Consider the following 14514-nt stretch of genomic DNA (forward strand, 5'->3'; position numbering starts at 1 on the left):
AGCAGAGACCTTGAATCAACAACCAACAAACCGCGCAACCTTATTGGGTACGGAGCCTAGCTGGTCTGCGCGACCTTACTTGTCATGGCCTTCCTGACGCCGTCCCGAACGCCATTCTTGGTGAGTTCAGACCCTACAGCTTCTTCTCGATCCGGTCGGTCAGTGACTGGTCGGTCAGCGCCTCGTCCAGCCGGTTGAGCGCCCCGACCACGCCGCCGGCCGCCGCATCGAGCTCGGCGGCGGCTTCCGACATCGCTCGCCACACCGGCGCCAGCTTGTCGGCGAGGCGGCGGCCGTCGTCGGTCAGCAACAGGAAGCGCTTTCGCGCATCACTGGGGTCGGGGCTGGTGGTGATCAGCCCTTCCGCCTGCAAGCCGCTCGCCGCCTGGCTGACCGCGGCGTGGCTGATGCCAAGCGTGCGGGCGAGCGTACCGACACTCGCCGGGCCGTTGCGATAAAGCTGGTCGAGCGGGCCGAACCAGCGCTGCTCGAACTTCACGCCGAGCCGCGCGTAGACCTGCCCGGCCTCGCGGTCGATCCGCTCCGACAATTGCCGCAATCGCGCCCCGATCGCCGCGCCGCCCTGCATCCGGGGATAATTCACGTCACTTGACATACGTAAGCACTTACGGGATTTTCGGAGCCGGTGGAAGAACGGGAAATCTAGCATGGGTGCGCAGCTATCGCGCAGGCACTTTATCGGCGCGGCGACCAGCTTGGCGGCGGCCTCGGCGAGCGGCGCATTCGCTGCCGAAGCCGACCCGAAAGCCGCGTTGCTGAAGGCTGAGATCGAGCGGCTGGCGCGTGAGGAGGATTTCTCCGGCGCGGTGCTGTTCGCGAAGGGCAACAACGTTCTGCTGCAAGGTGCCTGGGGTCTCGCCGAGCGCAACTTCGCGGTGCCGAACCGCGCCGACCTGCGCTTCAACCTCGCCTCGATGGGCAAGATGTTCACCAGCCTCGCGGTGATGCGCCTCGCCGCCGCCGGCAAGCTCGACCTCGACGCGCCGCTGATCTTCGCGTGGCCCGACTACCCCAACCGCGTGGTGGCCGAAGCCGTGACGCCGGCGCAGCTGCTGTCGCACATGTCGGGCCTCGGCAACTATGTCGAAGCCTTCATGGCCTATGCCGGGCCGCCGCTGCTGACCAACGACGATTATCTGCGGCTGTTCGTGAACGACCCGCTGCCGCAGCCGCCGGGCCAGCGCTTCGTCTATTCGAATTCGGGCTATGTGCTGCTCGGCTGCCTCGTCGAAAAGCTGACCGGCGAGCCGTTGTTCGATCATCTGCGCCGGACCCTCTGGGCGCCGCTCGGCATGACCGCGACCGGCCCGGCGCGCGCCGATCAGTCGGAGCCGGGCCTCGCCTACGGCTATTCGCGCGCGCTCGACCGGCCGGGCCACTGGCAGTCGAACCTCGACCCGCGCGCGCCGGTCGGGAGTGCTGCCGGCGGCATCTATTCGACCGTGGCCGACATCGACCGCTTCGCCGCCGCGCTCGCCGCCGGCACCCTGCTGCCGCCCGCGCTCGACAGGCGCTGGACCACCGGCGCCTTCCCCTATCGGCGCGGCAAATATGCGCTCGGCATCAGCGAGACGACCATCAACGGCCACCGCATCATCGGCCACACCGGCGGCCATCCCGGCATCGCCACCGAGCTGATGGTGTTCACCGACCCCGGCTACCGGCTGACCATCCTCACCAACGGCGAGGTCGACGGCTATTTCGCGCTCGCCGCCTTTGCGAAGAAGCTGCTGACCGGTGGCAGCGACGATGTCACCCGCAACCAGGATTTCGCCCGGTCGCTGGTGAAGGCGTTCGCGGAGGGTGGCGAGACGGCGGCGAGTGCGCTGCTTGCTGCGAAGCCGGCGGGCGTCGTCCCGAGCTACAGCCTGCTCGAGGTGCTGGGCCAGCGTTCCATCCATCGCGGCCAGACCGACCTAGGCCTTGGCGTGCTGCGCTTCGGTATCAGGGTGTCGCCCGACGACCCCTGGGCGCGCTGGAGCCTGGCCGAAGCGCTACGCCTCGCCGGCCGCCGCGACGCCGCGCTGGCGGCTTATCGCGACTATCTGACGAAGGCGCCCGACGACGCCGACGCCAAACGCTGGATCGAACGGCTGAGCCGCTAGTCACCTCAGCGTCATCGCGCAGCCACTTCAGCGCAACGCCCGCTTGGTAAGCGCGACTCGCGGCTTAGGTAGCGAGGGGACAAGCGATGGCGGCGCAGGCCCGGCTGGAGACGATGCGACCCGAGATGCTGGCACGCGGCGGGATGCCGTGGGGCGAACTGCCGGAGTGGATCCACGAACCCGACCATGAACCGACCGAACGGCGCGCGCGGCAGCGCCACCGCACGGTGTGGATTTCCGACATCCACCTCGGCACCGCGGGCTGCAACGCCGACCTGCTCGTCGATTTCCTGAAGTCGATCGAGTGCGACACGCTCTACCTCGTCGGCGACATCATCGATTTCTGGCGGCTGAAGCGGGGCTGGTACTGGCCGCCGCGCCACAACGACGTCATGCGCTGCATCCTGAAGATGGCGAAGAAGGGCACGCGCGTCGTCTACATCCCTGGCAATCATGATGAGGCGCTGCGCGATTATTGCGGCCTCAGCTTCGGCGGCGTCGAACTGGCGCGCGAGGCGGTGCACATCACCGCCGACGGCCGCAAGCTGCTGGTGGTGCATGGCGACATGTTCGACAGCGTCGTGGTGTTCGCCAAATGGCTCGCCCACCTCGGCGACCATGCCTACGAGATCACGCTGAAGCTCAACATCATGCTGAACGCGCTGCGCCGCCGCCTCGGCCTGCCCTATTGGTCGCTGTCGGCGCACCTGAAGAAAAAGGTGAAGAACGCCGTCGAATATATCTCGCGCTTCGAGGAAGCGGTGGCGCACGCCGCCGCCGAGCGCGGCGCCGATGGCGTCGTCTGTGGCCACATCCACACCGCCGAGATCCGCCAGTTCGGCGCGGTCACCTATTACAATGACGGCGACTGGGTGGAGAGCTGCACCGCGCTCGCCGAGGCCGACGACGGCAGCTTGCGCATCATTGATTGGGCCGAGCATCACCGGCGCGCGGTGCTGGCGGAAACGTTGGTGCTGGCCACCGCCTGAAACAGCCCCGCCTGAAACAGGAACGTCACGCGATCTTCGCAAAGCTGTCGCTTGCCGGCGGTACCCAGCCTCCCTGACTCTGGAGGGACCGTCAGATGACCGATTCGCGCGTGCGTCGCATTCCGCCGGCCGTGAAGTCGCGGCTGAAAGTGATGTTCCTCGCCAAGCATGCGCTCGCCGGCGGCCGACTTGACGCCGAGGACGGCAGCCATGCCATCTACCATCACGAGATGCTGACGACGTTGCAGGCGATCGGCCTCGATATCGAGCCGGCGAACAGCTACGAGGCGCTGTGGGCGAAGCCCGACGTCGACTTCGTCGTCCCCCTGCTCAACCGCGGCGGCTTCCAGAACAGCGAGATGCTCGCGCCGTTGCTGTGTGAGCGGCACGGCCTCCCCTATCTCGGCGCCTCGCCGATCATCCGCGGGCTTGCCGACGACAAGCATCTGTCGAAGCTGGTGGCCAAGCGCCACGACGTGCCGACCACGCCGTGGGTCGCCTATCGCCGCGGCCAGCATATCAGCGCGCCGGGCTTCGGCTGGGAGCGGCTGGTGGTGAAGCCCAACGCCTCCTCGGCGTCATGGGGCGTCAAGGTGGTCGACAGCTGGTTCGAGGCGCTGGCGCATGTCCATGACCTGCACGCGCAGGGCCATGACGTGATCGTCGAACCGTGGGTGCCGCTGGTCGATGTCGCGGTGCCGGTTATCGGGGCCGACGGGCCGTGGATGCTGCCGCCGATGGCGTATCTTCCCGACGATCCCGGCCGGGTGCGCAGCTATGAGGAGAAGCGCAACCTCGTCGCCACCAGTGCCGACGATCCGCTGGAGCCGGTGCGCGACGAGGCGCTGCTCGAGCGGCTCGGCGCCTACACCGCCGCGCTGCTGAAGGAGCTGTGGCCGTTCGACTACGGCCGCTTCGAATATCGCTATGACCCGGTGACGGGCGCGCTGAAGTTCATGGAGGTGAACCTCAGCTGCAACCTCTGGTCGAAGAAAACGATTTCGCGCGCCGCCGGCACCCTGGGCATCAGCCATGAGGCGCTGGTCGAGACAATCGTCGCGCACAGCCTCGATCGGCAAGGTATCGGCAAGCCCGCGCGCCGGCTGGCGGTGGCGGCGTGAAGATCACCGCGCTGGTGCTGGCGGGCAAGCGCGACGGCGCGCTCGACCCGCTCGCGGCCGCCGCCGACGTCAGCCACAAATGCCTGGTGCCGATCGCCGGCCGGCCGCTGATCGCGCATGTGCTCGACGCGCTCGACCGGTCGCCCGAGGTCGAGCGCATCATCGTCTCGGTCGACTCAGTGGCGACCCTGGCCGGCGTGCCGGAAGCGCAGCGCCTGCTGGCGACTGGAAAGCTTCAGGTCGCCGAAGCGCAGCCCAATCTCGTCGACAGCATCATCGCCGCGTTGCGAGACAGCGCCTATCCCGCGCTCGTCACCACCGCCGACAATGTGCTGCTGACGCCGGCGGCCGTGGCCGAACTGGCGCGCCAGGGCTTCGACGCCGATGTGCTGGTGGCGATGGCGCGGCGCGAGGAAGTGCTGGCCGCGCACCCCGACGGGCAGCGGCGCTTCTACCGCTTTCGCAGTGGCGAATATTCCAATTGCAACCTCTACTGGCTGGGCAGCCGCAAGGCGCTCGATGTGGCCGAGGTGTTCCGGGGGGGCGGCCAGTTCGCCAAGCATCCGGCGCGCATCCTTGCCGCGTTCGGCGTGATGAACCTGCTGCGCTTCCGCTTTGGGTGGGATAGCATCGGGTCGATGTTCGTGCGGCTGTCGCGCCGCTTCGGCCTGAGCTTGCGCCCCGCCTTGATGACCGACGGCGCGCTGGCGATCGATGTCGACAATGAACGCACCCACGCCATTGCCGGCGAGCTGCTGCTCGCGCGTCAGGCGAAGGCGGGGAAGTCCACCGGCATCAGCGACACCTCGCGCATCGCCGCCGAATAGCCCGCCGCCACCGCCGCCTCGCAGTGGCGCGCCAGCGCCTTGCGGTCGGCAAAGTCGGCGGCACGTACCCCCGGATGCAGCCGCACCTGCGCTTCGACACGCCCGAGCCGCATGAAGTCGAAGGCGTGCGGCCCCAGGGTCATGTCGCCGGTCCAGGCGATATGCGGCAGCATCGCGCGGCGCAGCGGCAGGCCGTTGACGCGGGTGTAGGCGAGCGTCACCGGCTGGATCAGCACATCGTCGAGCCCGTCCGCCACCGCGAACAGCGAGGATTTGAACGGCAGCACACCGACGCCGTCGCCGGTGGTGCCTTCGGCAAACAGGATGACGTTGCCGCCCGCCGCCAGCCGCGTCGCGATGGCGTCGCGCTGTTCGCCCGTCGCCTGCCGGCGATCGCGCTCGACATAGATGGTGTTCTGCAAGCCGGCGAGCCAGCCGACCGGCCCCATCGCGCCGACTTCCGACTTGGCGACGAAGTGCCCGAGCAGCTTCGAGCCTAGCACGGGGATGTCGGCCCAGGACAGGTGATTGACGACGAACAGCACGCCCTGGCCGCGCACCGGCGTGCCGTGCATCGTCGTGCGGATGCCGAGCGCGCGCGACAGCAGCCGGTGGAACAGCTTCGGCAGCCGCGGGCTGCCATCGGGGCGCATCTTCAGCGCGACGAGCTGGGGCGGCACCAGCATCGACAGCGCCGCCGCCGTGCCCAGCATCGTCTTCGCCGGCCCGAAGCGCTGGTGGCGTTCCGGGGCCTCGGCATAGTCGCCAAAGTCCCCTGCGAGAGCAGGCGCGCGCGAGGCCATTATGCGGCGTCGTTCGCGCCGAAGCGGTCGGCGTAGCGGCTGGTGATACGATCGACCGGCATCACCACGAACACATCGACGGTGTTGAACTGGCGGTCGACGAAGGCGCCGTCACCGATCACCGCGCCGACGCGGAGATAACCCTTCACCAGCGGCGGCAGCGCGCGCGAGGCGAGGCGCTGGTCATAGGCCGTCGCCGCGAGCCGGTTCATCTCGACATGATGCTCGGGCAGCGCGCGGGCGCGCATCTCGGGCGGGGCGAGATGATTATGGTAGAGGTAGGACAGCTCGGCGGCATGCACCTCGGGATCGGCGCCGGTCAGCGAGGCGCAGCCGAACAGATGGCTGATGCGGTGCGTCTGCAGATAGCTGGCGATGCCGCGCCACAGCAGGGTGATCGTGGTGTTGTTGCGATATTCGGGTGCGACGCACGACCGGCCGAGCTCGAGAATCTGGCCGCCGGCGGGCGCATTCTCGATCAGCGGGGTGAGGTCGAACTCGCCCGCCGAATAGAAGCCGCGGTGCGCCATCGCCACCGACTGGCGCAGCAGCCGATAGGTGCCGACCACGCGCGGGTTGCCGTCGAAGCCGTGGTCGACGACGAGCAGATGGTCGCAGACCATGTCGTAATCGTCGATGTCGCGGCGGGTGGCGAGGTGGCGGGCGGAGGGCTGGGCGCCCATCTCGTCGTAGAAGATTTCGTAGCGCAGCGCCTGCGCCGCCGCGATCTCTTCCTCCGACCGGGCCAGCCGCACATCGAGCTGGCCGACACGGCAGATATAGGGCGCGTCCGCCAGCGTGCGCGCCGCGACGGCCGTCGAACCGATGGTTTCCAAAAAGCTCATGTCCCGCCTCCTGGCGCGGGACGGTGAGGACCGCCGAATGGGCAAGCGGTACTGCCCCGCGTCCTCGCGGCATTTACGTGACAGAGATGACAGCGGCGGGTCCGAACGATTGCAGTTGCGCGACGGTGGAGCGAAGCGCAGTTTCCCGCGTTGCATTGACATGACGAAACGATTCTCCCTTTTCGCCCTCGGGCGGCGGACGCGCGCGGCCCTCGCCGCCGGCGCGGCGCTGCTGCTCGCCGGCGCGGGGGTGACGGCGTTGCGCGCCGGCGACGGCGCCATGCCGACACCGGGACGCTTCGTCGCGGTCGGGGACGACGCGCTCTATCTCGACTGCCGCGGCGCGGGCTCGCCGACGATCGTGCTGGAGGCCGGCGCCACCGGCTTCGCCGAGACCTGGGCGTGGGTGCAGAAGGATCTCGCGCGCGATCACCGCGTCTGCGCCTACGACCGTGCCGGCATGGGCCGCAGCCCCGGCGGCGCGACGGCCTTCCATCCGGCGGAAAGCGCCGACCGGCTCGACGTGCTGCTGAAGAATGCGCGCGAGCCCGGCCCCTATCTGATGGTCGGCCATTCGCTCGGCGGTGCGCTGGCGCTGGTCTATGCGGCGCGCCACCCTGAGAATACCCGCGCGGTCGTCATGGTCGACCCGCCGCATCCCGACCTGCTGAGCCGCATCCCGCGTGCCGCGGCGGACGATTATGTCGATTTCGCCGCCAAGCTGCGTCTCGCCTCGCGGCTGGCCCCGCTCGGCGTCATGCACGCGGTACGGCCGTTCAGCGGCCCGGCGGCGACCTTGCCCGAGGAGGCGCGCCACGCCGCTGCCATCGTCGAGGTCAGCCCCGACCACCTCCGCCGCTCCTACCGCGAGCTGGCGGCCTGGCCCGAAGTCGAGACGGCGTTCCGCGACGCGATGCGCGACAACCGCCGGCCGCTGATGGTGATCGCCGCCGGCACGCCGACCGACGGGCGGACGCCCGAATTCCTGCAGTCGATGCAGGACATGCAGCGCGAGATCGCGGGCGGCGGCGGCTTCGCCATCGTGCCGCGCGCCGACCATTATTCGATCATCCTCGACCCGAAAAGCGCGGCGACCGTCGCGCATGCCGTTCGGGTGTTGGGCGTTAAGAGCTAACCTCGCGCGAACGCCGCGATGTCGGCATTCAGCCGCGCAACGTGCGTCACGAACAGCCCGTGCGGCGCGCCTTCATAGACGCTGAGCTTCGCCCCCCTCACCAGCTTCGATGCCGGGCCGGCGCTGATCGGCAGCGGCGCCGACGCATCCTTGTCCCCGTGAATGAACAGCACGGGAATCGACAGCTTCGCCAGTTCGGCACGGAAGTCGGCGGCGGTCATCGCCCTGTTGAGCTCGATCGCCGACTGGAGCGTCGCCGACAGCATGATCGATTTGATCCACGTCCGCATCAGCGGCGAGGTCGCCGGCACGACGAAGGGATCGGCATTCCCTTCGATCCAGGCGGGGAAGTCGGTGGCGAACTGGCCGCGCAACTGGTCGAAGAAGGGCGCGGGCACGCCGGTCGGATTGTCGGCCTTCTGCGTGAGGCAGGGCAAGGTGGTGGCGAGGAAGATCACTTTCGCGATCCGGCCCTTGCCGCCATGGCGGCTAAGGTAGCGCACCACCTCGCCGCCGCTCATCGAGTGCGCGACCACCGTCGCGCCCTTCACGTTGAGCGCGTCGAGCACGGCGGCGAGATCGTCGGCGAGCGTGTCATAGTCGTAGCCGGCGCCGGGATCGTCCGAGCGGCCCTGGCCGCGCCGGTCGTAGGCGATGCAGCGGTGGCCGGCGGCGGCGAGCGGCGCCATCTGGTAGGCCCAGCTTTCCGAGGTCAGCGTCCAGCCGGCAAGGAAGACCACCGGCGTTCCCTCGCCCCAGTCGCGCATGAACAGGCGGTGGCCGCTCGGCAGTGTCACCCAGTTGCCCGATGTCTTCGGTTTGGCGGGCGCTGCCACCGCCGGCTGCGCGGCGGCCATCATCACCGTTCCGAGAAGGGCGCCCGCCCCCAGCATGTCGCGTCGGTTCATCTCATCCTCCCGAGTTGCGGGAGGAGAGGTAGCGGGGCCTGCGAGGCGAAGCGATTACCTCGGAGGTAAGGCTTCCTATGCGAGGCTGGTGTCGATGCCGATGCCGCCTTTGAGCGTCAGCGTCACCGGCGTGCGTTCGGCGATGTCGGCCATGCGGGCGCGCTGCGCGTCGTCGACACCCTCGATGTGGAGCTGGCGGATGATGCGCGCGGTATCGCCATCCCGCTGCAACGCGAGATCGACCTCGATGCGCGTCGGGTTCCAGCCCTTGCGCTCGGCATACATGCGCAGGGTGATCGCGGTGCAGGCCCCCAGGCTGCCGAGCAGCAGGTCGTAGGGCGCCGGCCCCTTGTCGCCGCCGCCCAAGGCTGGCGGCTCGTCGGCGGTGAAGCGGTGGGCGCCGACCTCGATCTCGGTGAGGTAGTTCTCGCCCGTGCCGCGGGCCCACACATGCTTCATCGCGTCTCTCCTATTTCGCGCTGGCGAAGTCCGGTTTCCTTTTACCAAGGAACGCGGCGATGCCCTCGCGGCTTTCCGCGCCGGCGCCCGCGGCGGTGATGCCGCGCGCCTCGCGCTCCATCTGCGCCTCGAGGCCCGAGGTGAAGCTGTCGCCGAGCAGGTTGCGCGCGACGCCGAGCGCCGCCGTCGCCGAGGCGGCCAGCGACGCCGCGACGTTGGCGCCCTCTTCCGCCAGCCCCTCGTCATCGACGAGGCGGGTGACGAGGCCGAGGCGCGCCGCTTCCTCCGAGCCGACGCGGCGGTTGGTCAGGATCATCTCCTGCGCGATCCGCAGCCCCGCGAGACGCGGCAGCAGCCAGGTCATGCCCCCGTCGGGTGTCAGGCCGATCGCGGTGTAGGCGGCGGTGTAATGCGACGAGCGCGCGGCGAGCGTGATGTCGCCGAGCAGCGCGAGGCTGAGCCCCGCGCCGGCCGCCGGGCCGTTGACCAGTACCAGCAGCGGCTTCGACATGCGCGCGAGCTTCGCCACCGCCATGTGGACGACGCCCGCCAGCTCGGCGAGGAACGCCGGCGCCTTGTCGCCCGCCGCCGCCATGCCGGCGATGTCGCCACCCGCGCAGAACATCCGCCCCGCACCGGTCAGCACCACGCAACGCACGCTCGGATCGGTATCGATGTCGATGGCGGCTGCCAGCAGCGCCCTGGCCAGCGGCAGGTCGACGGCATTGCCCGCCTCCGGCCGGTTGAGCGTCAGGCGGACGATGCCGCCGTCGCGTTCGACAAGCAGCCCGCTCACTTCGGCGCCATACGGATCGCGCCGTCGAGGCGGATGGTCTCGCCGTTGAGCATCGGGTTGCTGACGATGCTTTCGACGAGCTGCGCATATTCCTCGGGACGCCCCAGGCGGCTCGGGTGCGGCACCTGCTGGCCGAGCGAGTCCTGCGCCGCCTGCGGCAGCCCGGCGAGCATCGGCGTCCAGAAGATGCCGGGCGCAATGGTGACGACGCGAATGCGATGCTGCGACAGGTCGCGCGCGGTCGGCAGCGTCAGGCCGACGACGCCACCCTTCGACGCCGCATAGGCCGCCTGGCCGATCTGCCCGTCATAGGCCGCGACGCTGGCGGTGTTGATGATGACACCGCGCTCCTCGCCGATCGGCTCCGCCTGCGCCAGCCGCGCCGCGACCTTCGACAGGATGTTGAAGGTGCCGATCAGGTTGATCTCGACCGCCTTCCTAAAGGTCGCCAGCGGATGCACCGCGAACTCGCGGCCGACCGTCTTCACCGCCGGCGCGATGCCGGCGCAGTTAACGAGGATTCGCGCGACGCCGTGCGCGGCTTCCGCCTCGGAAATCGCCTTGTCGGCGCCTTCGTCATCGGTGACGTCGACCTTGAAGAAGCGGCCGCCCATTGCCGCCGCGTGGCCGTTGCCGGCCTCCTCATTGAGATCGAAGATCGCGACCTTCGCGCCGCGTGCCGCCAGCATCGCAGCGGTGGCGCCGCCAAGGCCCGATGCGCCGCCGGTGACGATCGCTGCTACGCCCGAGATATCCATGCTCAGCGGCCCGTCCAGTTGCCGGGGCGCTTGTCGACGAAGGCGGTCATGCCCTCGACCTTGTCGGCGGTGGCGTTGAGCGCGTGGAACAGGCGGCGTTCGAACACCACGCCCTGCTGCAGCCCGGTCTCGAACGCGGCGTTGACCATTTCCTTGCAGGCGAGCGCGGCGAGCGGCGGCATCGCGGCGATCTGCGCCGCCACTTTCAGCGCCTCGTCGACCAGCTCGGCGGCCGGCACGACGCGGCTGACGAGGCTGGCGCGCTCGGCTTCGGCCGCGTCCATCATCCGGCCGGTCAGGCACATCTCCATCGCCTTCGCCTTGCCGACCGCGCGGGTCAGCCGCTGCGAGCCGCCCATGCCCGGGGCGACGCCGAGCTTGATCTCCGGCTGGCCGAACTTTGCGGTGTCGGCGGCGAGGATGAAGTCGGACATCATCGCCAGCTCGCAGCCGCCGCCGAGCGCATAGCCGGCGACCGCCGCGATCCACGGCTTACGGGTGTTGGTCACCCGCTCCCAGCCGGCGAAGAAATTCTCGACATACATCGCCGAGAAGTCCTTGGGCTGCATCTCCTTGATGTCGGCGCCGGCGGCGAACGCCTTCTCGCTGCCGGTGAGCACGAGGCAGCGCTGGCTGGCGTCGGCGTCATAGGCCGCGAACAGCTGAATCAGCTCGCCCAGCACCTCGCTGTTAAGCGCGTTGAGCGCCTGCGGACGGTTGAGGCGAACGAGGGTGACGGCGTCGTGCTGTTCGACGATCACGGTGGTGTACGTCATGGGGCGTTCCTCCCGGTGGAAATGCGCCGCCGTCTTTCCACGCGAGGGCGGCCCTCGCAACCCGGCTTTTTGCGCGAGGTCCCGGCAGAAGTGCAGCCGGGCTCAGCGCAGGCGTTGCGCGACGCTCCAGTGCAGCACGGCGGTGAGCAGGAACACCGGCGCCAGCGCCATCATCGCGATCGACAGACCGTCGGGATAGCCGTGGCGGGTCGCGAGATCGCTGATCCAGCCGATGAACAACGGCCCGCACCCCAGGCCGATGAGGTTGGCGACGAGCAGCAGGATCGCCGAGGCCGTGCTGCGCCGCGCCGCCGGGACCGCGTTCTGGACGATGGTGAGGACGGGCGCGAGATACATCGAATAGAGGCCGAGCGGCACGACGATCAGCGCCAGCGACCAGCCCCAGCCGGGCATCAACAGCGCCACGACATAGATCGGCGCGCCGATCAGGAAAGCGACGGCGGGCACCAGCGCGTACATGCGCCTGTCGCGCTGCCCCAGCCGGTCGACCAGCGCGCCGCTCGCCAGCATCCCCGCCGCGAGCGCGAGGCCGGAGGCGAGGCTGTACCAGATCGACAGGTCGCCGAGCGTCATGCCCTTGGCGCGCATCAGCAGCGCCGGCGTCCAGCCCATCATGGAATAGCCGACGAACGCGGAGAAACCCGCCGCCAGCGCGGCGCGGACCAGCAGCGGATCGGCGAAGAAGCCGCGCAGCGCCTCGCCCATGCCGACCTGATCGGCCACGGCCACGCCGCCATCCTGCTGGCCGCGCTTCGGCTCGGGCACCACCAGCAGCAGCAAGAGCGCGAACACCACGCCGAACAGGCCGATGGCAACGAACGCCATCCGCCAGCCCCAGGTCGCCGCGATCCAGCCGCCAAGCGCGGCGCCGGCGGTGATGCCCAGGGGAATGCCGAGCGAGTAGAGCGCCAGCGCGCCGCCGCGCTTCTCCGGCGGGAAATAGTCGGCGATGATCGCATAGGCCGGCGGCGACCCGCCCGCCTCGCCGATGCCGACGCCCATGCGCGCGATGGCAAGCTGCCCGAAATTCTGCGCGAGGCCGCAGCCCGCCGAGAACAGGCTCCACAGCGCGCAGGCGGCGGCGACGATGCGCACGCGGTTATGCCGGTCGGCGAGCCACGCCACCGGCACGCCGAACACCGTATAGAACAGCGCGAACATGAAACCGCCGAGCAGGCCGAGCTGCGTGTCGGAGAGGCCGAGCTCCGCCTTCACCGGCTCGGCGAGGATCGCCAGCAGCTGCCGGTCGAGGAAGCTCAAGGTGTAGACGCCGCCGAGCATCACCACCGCAAGGTAGCGCCGCGCGTTCGATATTTCCGCGTTCGGCTCCCGCATCGCGACGCCCTCCGCTTCCCCTCCCCTTGTGCTATCCGTGCAGGCTGATATTGTCAATCGATCGATCGATCGAGGATTTGAACGAATGGCCTTAGCGGATGCTATGGATGTCGCGGACGAGGTGGCGCGCGCGCATGCCGAGATCGGCCGGCTGCTGACCACCGGCCCCGACGTGTGGACCGAGCGGCAGCCGGGGGTGAGTGCGCACATCAGCCCGCTGCCTTATGCGGGCTGCAACGGGCTCTATGTGTTCGGACCAGAAGCGACCGCGGAGATGATCACCAGCCTCGTCGCACGGGTGCAAGCGTCGGGGCTGCCGTTCACGGTAAAGCTGCGGTCGTCGGTGACCGGGCTCGACGCGATGCTCGACGGCCTCGGGCTGCACTTCCACGAAGACCTGCCGCTGATGGCGGTCGAGCCGGACGCCTTCCGCCCCGTCGCCTGCCCGCCCGCACTGGCGCTGCGCACGCTCACCGCCGATGAGCCGCGCTTCCACATGGACCTGGTCGCCCACGGCCTCGGCAGCCCGCGCGGCGCGCTCGATCTGGTGATGTCGGAGGCCAATCAGGCCAAGCCCTTCTGGGGCAGCTATGTCGGCGAGGTCGATGGTGCGCTGGCGGTGACCGGCTCGTCGATCGCCGGCGCCGAGCATGCCGGCCTCATCGCCATTGCCACCGACGATGACTTTCGCCGCCGCGGCTATGCCGCCGCGCTGACCAGCCGCATGGTCGCCGACGCCTTCGCCGGCGGCGCGCGGCGGGTGTTCCTGCATTCGTCGGAGATGGGCTTCCGGCTCTACGAGGCGCTGGGCTTCCGCAAGCTCGAGGATCTGCGCGTCTGGGTCGGCGGGCCCGCATGATTGTCGCTGCGCCGGCCATGGCGTAAGGGCGATCGATCGTTCAGTCGGTTCGGAGAGGGGAGCCGTTTGTCGCCACCGAAGTCAGGCGCCGCGAAAGCCGGCGACGAGACCACGCAGCAGCGCGTGCTGCGCGCCGCCGTGCGGCTGTTCGCCGAGCGCGGCTTCCACGGCACCGGCATCCGCGACCTCGCCGCCGCCGCCGAGCTGACCACCTCGACGCTCTACCATTACATGACAAACAAGGATGATCTGCTCGTCGAGATCATGATGGGCGCGATCACCCCGCTGCGCGATGCCGCCGCCGCGATCCGCGCCGACATCGCCGACCCGGCGACGGCGCTGTGCGCGATCGTCGAGCATCATGTCTGGGCGCATGCGAGCGATCGGCTGGCCACGCTCGTCACCGACACCGAGCTGCGCGCACTGTCGGGCGATCGGCTGAAGGACGTGCTGACCTTGCGCGACGAATATGAAGGCCTGTGGCGCGGCGCGGTCGAGGCCGGGGTCGAGGCCGGCGTGTTCAGCACCGCGCACCCGAACCTCGCGGCGCGGGCGCTGCTGCAGATGGCGACCGGCGTGTCGCATTGGTTTTCAGCGAAGGGCCGACTGAAGCTCGACGAGCTGTGCCGAACCTATGCCGACAATGCGCTGGCCCTGCTGCGCGCGACGGACCCGGACGGAAAGCCGTTGGTGCGGGCGGATTTGAACGTGCCTTCACCGACAAGGTATCTTTCCCCTCTCCCTTGAGGGGAGAGG

At 69.2% G+C, this 14514-nt stretch carries 16 protein-coding genes; 7 read left to right on the plus strand and 9 right to left on the minus strand.

Features of this window, described 5'->3' with window-relative positions; translation table 11 throughout:
• Positions 1 to 133: 133 nt before the first annotated feature.
• On the minus strand, positions 134 to 604 hold the full coding sequence (locus ACFOMD_RS16940; RefSeq protein ID WP_380863574.1) for a MarR family winged helix-turn-helix transcriptional regulator: 471 nt from the start codon (positions 602 to 604) through the stop codon (positions 134 to 136).
• A gap of 64 nt (positions 605 to 668) precedes the next feature.
• On the opposite strand from ACFOMD_RS16940, the gene ACFOMD_RS16945 reads away from it, so the two are divergent.
• From ACFOMD_RS16945 to mobA, 4 genes are all read left to right on the plus strand, one after another.
• Complete coding sequence (locus ACFOMD_RS16945) at positions 669 to 2126, plus strand: serine hydrolase (protein WP_380863576.1); 1458 nt, start codon at positions 669 to 671, stop codon at positions 2124 to 2126.
• Positions 2127 to 2269: 143 nt separating this feature from the next.
• A complete protein-coding gene (locus ACFOMD_RS16950) occupies positions 2270 to 3115 on the plus strand; it encodes a UDP-2,3-diacylglucosamine diphosphatase (protein ID WP_380863680.1) in 846 nt (281 codons plus the stop codon).
• A 95-nt stretch (positions 3116 to 3210) separates the two neighbouring features.
• The gene (locus tag ACFOMD_RS16955) at positions 3211 to 4236 is read left to right on the plus strand and encodes a D-alanine--D-alanine ligase family protein (RefSeq protein WP_380863578.1); all 1026 of its coding nucleotides are present in this window, start codon (positions 3211 to 3213) and stop codon (positions 4234 to 4236) included.
• Positions 4233 to 5063 carry a molybdenum cofactor guanylyltransferase gene (gene mobA / locus ACFOMD_RS16960; protein ID WP_380863580.1) on the plus strand — a complete coding sequence of 277 codons (831 nt, stop codon included), beginning with the start codon at positions 4233 to 4235 and terminating at the stop codon, positions 5061 to 5063. The genes ACFOMD_RS16955 and mobA overlap by 4 nt, the downstream gene beginning before the upstream one ends.
• Here the strand turns inward: mobA and ACFOMD_RS16965 are convergent.
• Together ACFOMD_RS16965 and ACFOMD_RS16970 are read right to left on the minus strand one after the other, a co-directional pair.
• Complete coding sequence (locus ACFOMD_RS16965) at positions 5003 to 5866, minus strand: lysophospholipid acyltransferase family protein (RefSeq protein WP_380863582.1); 864 nt, start codon at positions 5864 to 5866, stop codon at positions 5003 to 5005. The two genes, mobA and ACFOMD_RS16965, sit on opposite strands and share 61 nt — an antisense overlap.
• Entirely contained in the window at positions 5866 to 6711 is an 846-nt protein-coding gene (locus ACFOMD_RS16970; RefSeq protein ID WP_380863584.1) for a GNAT family N-acetyltransferase, read from the minus strand. The genes ACFOMD_RS16965 and ACFOMD_RS16970 overlap by 1 nt, the downstream gene beginning before the upstream one ends.
• 160 nt (positions 6712 to 6871) lie before the next feature.
• On the opposite strand from ACFOMD_RS16970, the gene ACFOMD_RS16975 reads away from it, so the two are divergent.
• The gene (locus ACFOMD_RS16975) at positions 6872 to 7846 is read left to right on the plus strand and encodes an alpha/beta fold hydrolase (RefSeq protein WP_380863586.1); all 975 of its coding nucleotides are present in this window, start codon (positions 6872 to 6874) and stop codon (positions 7844 to 7846) included.
• Here ACFOMD_RS16975 and ACFOMD_RS16980 read toward each other — a convergent pair.
• The 6 genes from ACFOMD_RS16980 to ACFOMD_RS17005 form a co-directional block, all read right to left on the minus strand.
• Positions 7843 to 8754 (minus strand): alpha/beta fold hydrolase, encoded by a 912-nt coding sequence (locus tag ACFOMD_RS16980; protein ID WP_380863588.1) that lies wholly within the window; start codon positions 8752 to 8754, stop codon positions 7843 to 7845. The genes ACFOMD_RS16975 and ACFOMD_RS16980 overlap by 4 nt on opposite strands.
• A 75-nt stretch (positions 8755 to 8829) precedes the next feature.
• A complete protein-coding gene (locus ACFOMD_RS16985) occupies positions 8830 to 9213 on the minus strand; it encodes an OsmC family protein (protein ID WP_380863590.1) in 384 nt (127 codons plus the stop codon).
• A gap of 10 nt (positions 9214 to 9223) precedes the next feature.
• Positions 9224 to 10009: an enoyl-CoA hydratase/isomerase family protein gene (locus ACFOMD_RS16990; RefSeq protein ID WP_380863592.1), complete on the minus strand. Its 786-nt coding sequence runs from the start codon at positions 10007 to 10009 to the stop codon at positions 9224 to 9226.
• A complete protein-coding gene (locus ACFOMD_RS16995; RefSeq protein ID WP_380863594.1) occupies positions 10006 to 10767 on the minus strand; it encodes an SDR family NAD(P)-dependent oxidoreductase in 762 nt (253 codons plus the stop codon). The genes ACFOMD_RS16990 and ACFOMD_RS16995 overlap by 4 nt, the downstream gene beginning before the upstream one ends.
• A gap of 2 nt (positions 10768 to 10769) precedes the next feature.
• Positions 10770 to 11543 carry an enoyl-CoA hydratase-related protein gene (locus ACFOMD_RS17000; RefSeq protein WP_380863596.1) on the minus strand — a complete coding sequence of 258 codons (774 nt, stop codon included), beginning with the start codon at positions 11541 to 11543 and terminating at the stop codon, positions 10770 to 10772.
• A 102-nt stretch (positions 11544 to 11645) separates the two neighbouring features.
• Positions 11646 to 12899, minus strand: coding sequence for a spinster family MFS transporter (locus ACFOMD_RS17005; protein WP_380863598.1), 1254 nt, complete (start codon positions 12897 to 12899; stop codon positions 11646 to 11648).
• A 103-nt stretch (positions 12900 to 13002) separates the two neighbouring features.
• Between ACFOMD_RS17005 and ACFOMD_RS17010 the strand changes: the two genes are divergently transcribed.
• Entirely contained in the window at positions 13003 to 13758 is a 756-nt protein-coding gene (locus ACFOMD_RS17010) for a GNAT family N-acetyltransferase (protein WP_380863600.1), read from the plus strand.
• Positions 13759 to 13824: 66 nt separating this feature from the next.
• Positions 13825 to 14505 carry a TetR/AcrR family transcriptional regulator gene (locus tag ACFOMD_RS17015; RefSeq protein WP_380863602.1) on the plus strand — a complete coding sequence of 227 codons (681 nt, stop codon included), beginning with the start codon at positions 13825 to 13827 and terminating at the stop codon, positions 14503 to 14505.
• Positions 14506 to 14514: the final 9 nt, after the last annotated feature.

Origin of the sequence: Sphingoaurantiacus capsulatus, from assembly GCF_042648405.1 — a bacterium.
GTDB classification, from domain to species: Bacteria; Pseudomonadota; Alphaproteobacteria; order Sphingomonadales; family Sphingomonadaceae; genus Sphingoaurantiacus; species Sphingoaurantiacus capsulatus.

Coding starts and splice junctions, on each gene's coding strand:
- ACFOMD_RS16945 (WP_380863576.1), top strand. CDS start 669: ATGGGTGCGCAGCTATCGCGCAGGCACTTTATCGGCGCGGCGACCAGC.
- ACFOMD_RS16950 (WP_380863680.1), top strand. CDS start 2,270: ATGCCGTGGGGCGAACTGCCGGAGTGGATCCACGAACCCGACCATGAA.
- ACFOMD_RS16955 (WP_380863578.1), top strand. CDS start 3,211: ATGACCGATTCGCGCGTGCGTCGCATTCCGCCGGCCGTGAAGTCGCGG.
- ACFOMD_RS16965 (WP_380863582.1), bottom strand. CDS start 5,866: ATGGCCTCGCGCGCGCCTGCTCTCGCAGGGGACTTTGGCGACTATGCC.
- ACFOMD_RS16970 (WP_380863584.1), bottom strand. CDS start 6,711: ATGAGCTTTTTGGAAACCATCGGTTCGACGGCCGTCGCGGCGCGCACG.
- ACFOMD_RS16975 (WP_380863586.1), top strand. CDS start 6,872: ATGACGAAACGATTCTCCCTTTTCGCCCTCGGGCGGCGGACGCGCGCG.
- ACFOMD_RS16980 (WP_380863588.1), bottom strand. CDS start 8,754: ATGAACCGACGCGACATGCTGGGGGCGGGCGCCCTTCTCGGAACGGTG.
- ACFOMD_RS16985 (WP_380863590.1), bottom strand. CDS start 9,213: ATGAAGCATGTGTGGGCCCGCGGCACGGGCGAGAACTACCTCACCGAG.
- ACFOMD_RS16995 (WP_380863594.1), bottom strand. CDS start 10,767: ATGGATATCTCGGGCGTAGCAGCGATCGTCACCGGCGGCGCATCGGGC.
- ACFOMD_RS17000 (WP_380863596.1), bottom strand. CDS start 11,543: ATGACGTACACCACCGTGATCGTCGAACAGCACGACGCCGTCACCCTC.
- ACFOMD_RS17005 (WP_380863598.1), bottom strand. CDS start 12,899: ATGCGGGAGCCGAACGCGGAAATATCGAACGCGCGGCGCTACCTTGCG.
- ACFOMD_RS17010 (WP_380863600.1), top strand. CDS start 13,003: ATGGATGTCGCGGACGAGGTGGCGCGCGCGCATGCCGAGATCGGCCGG.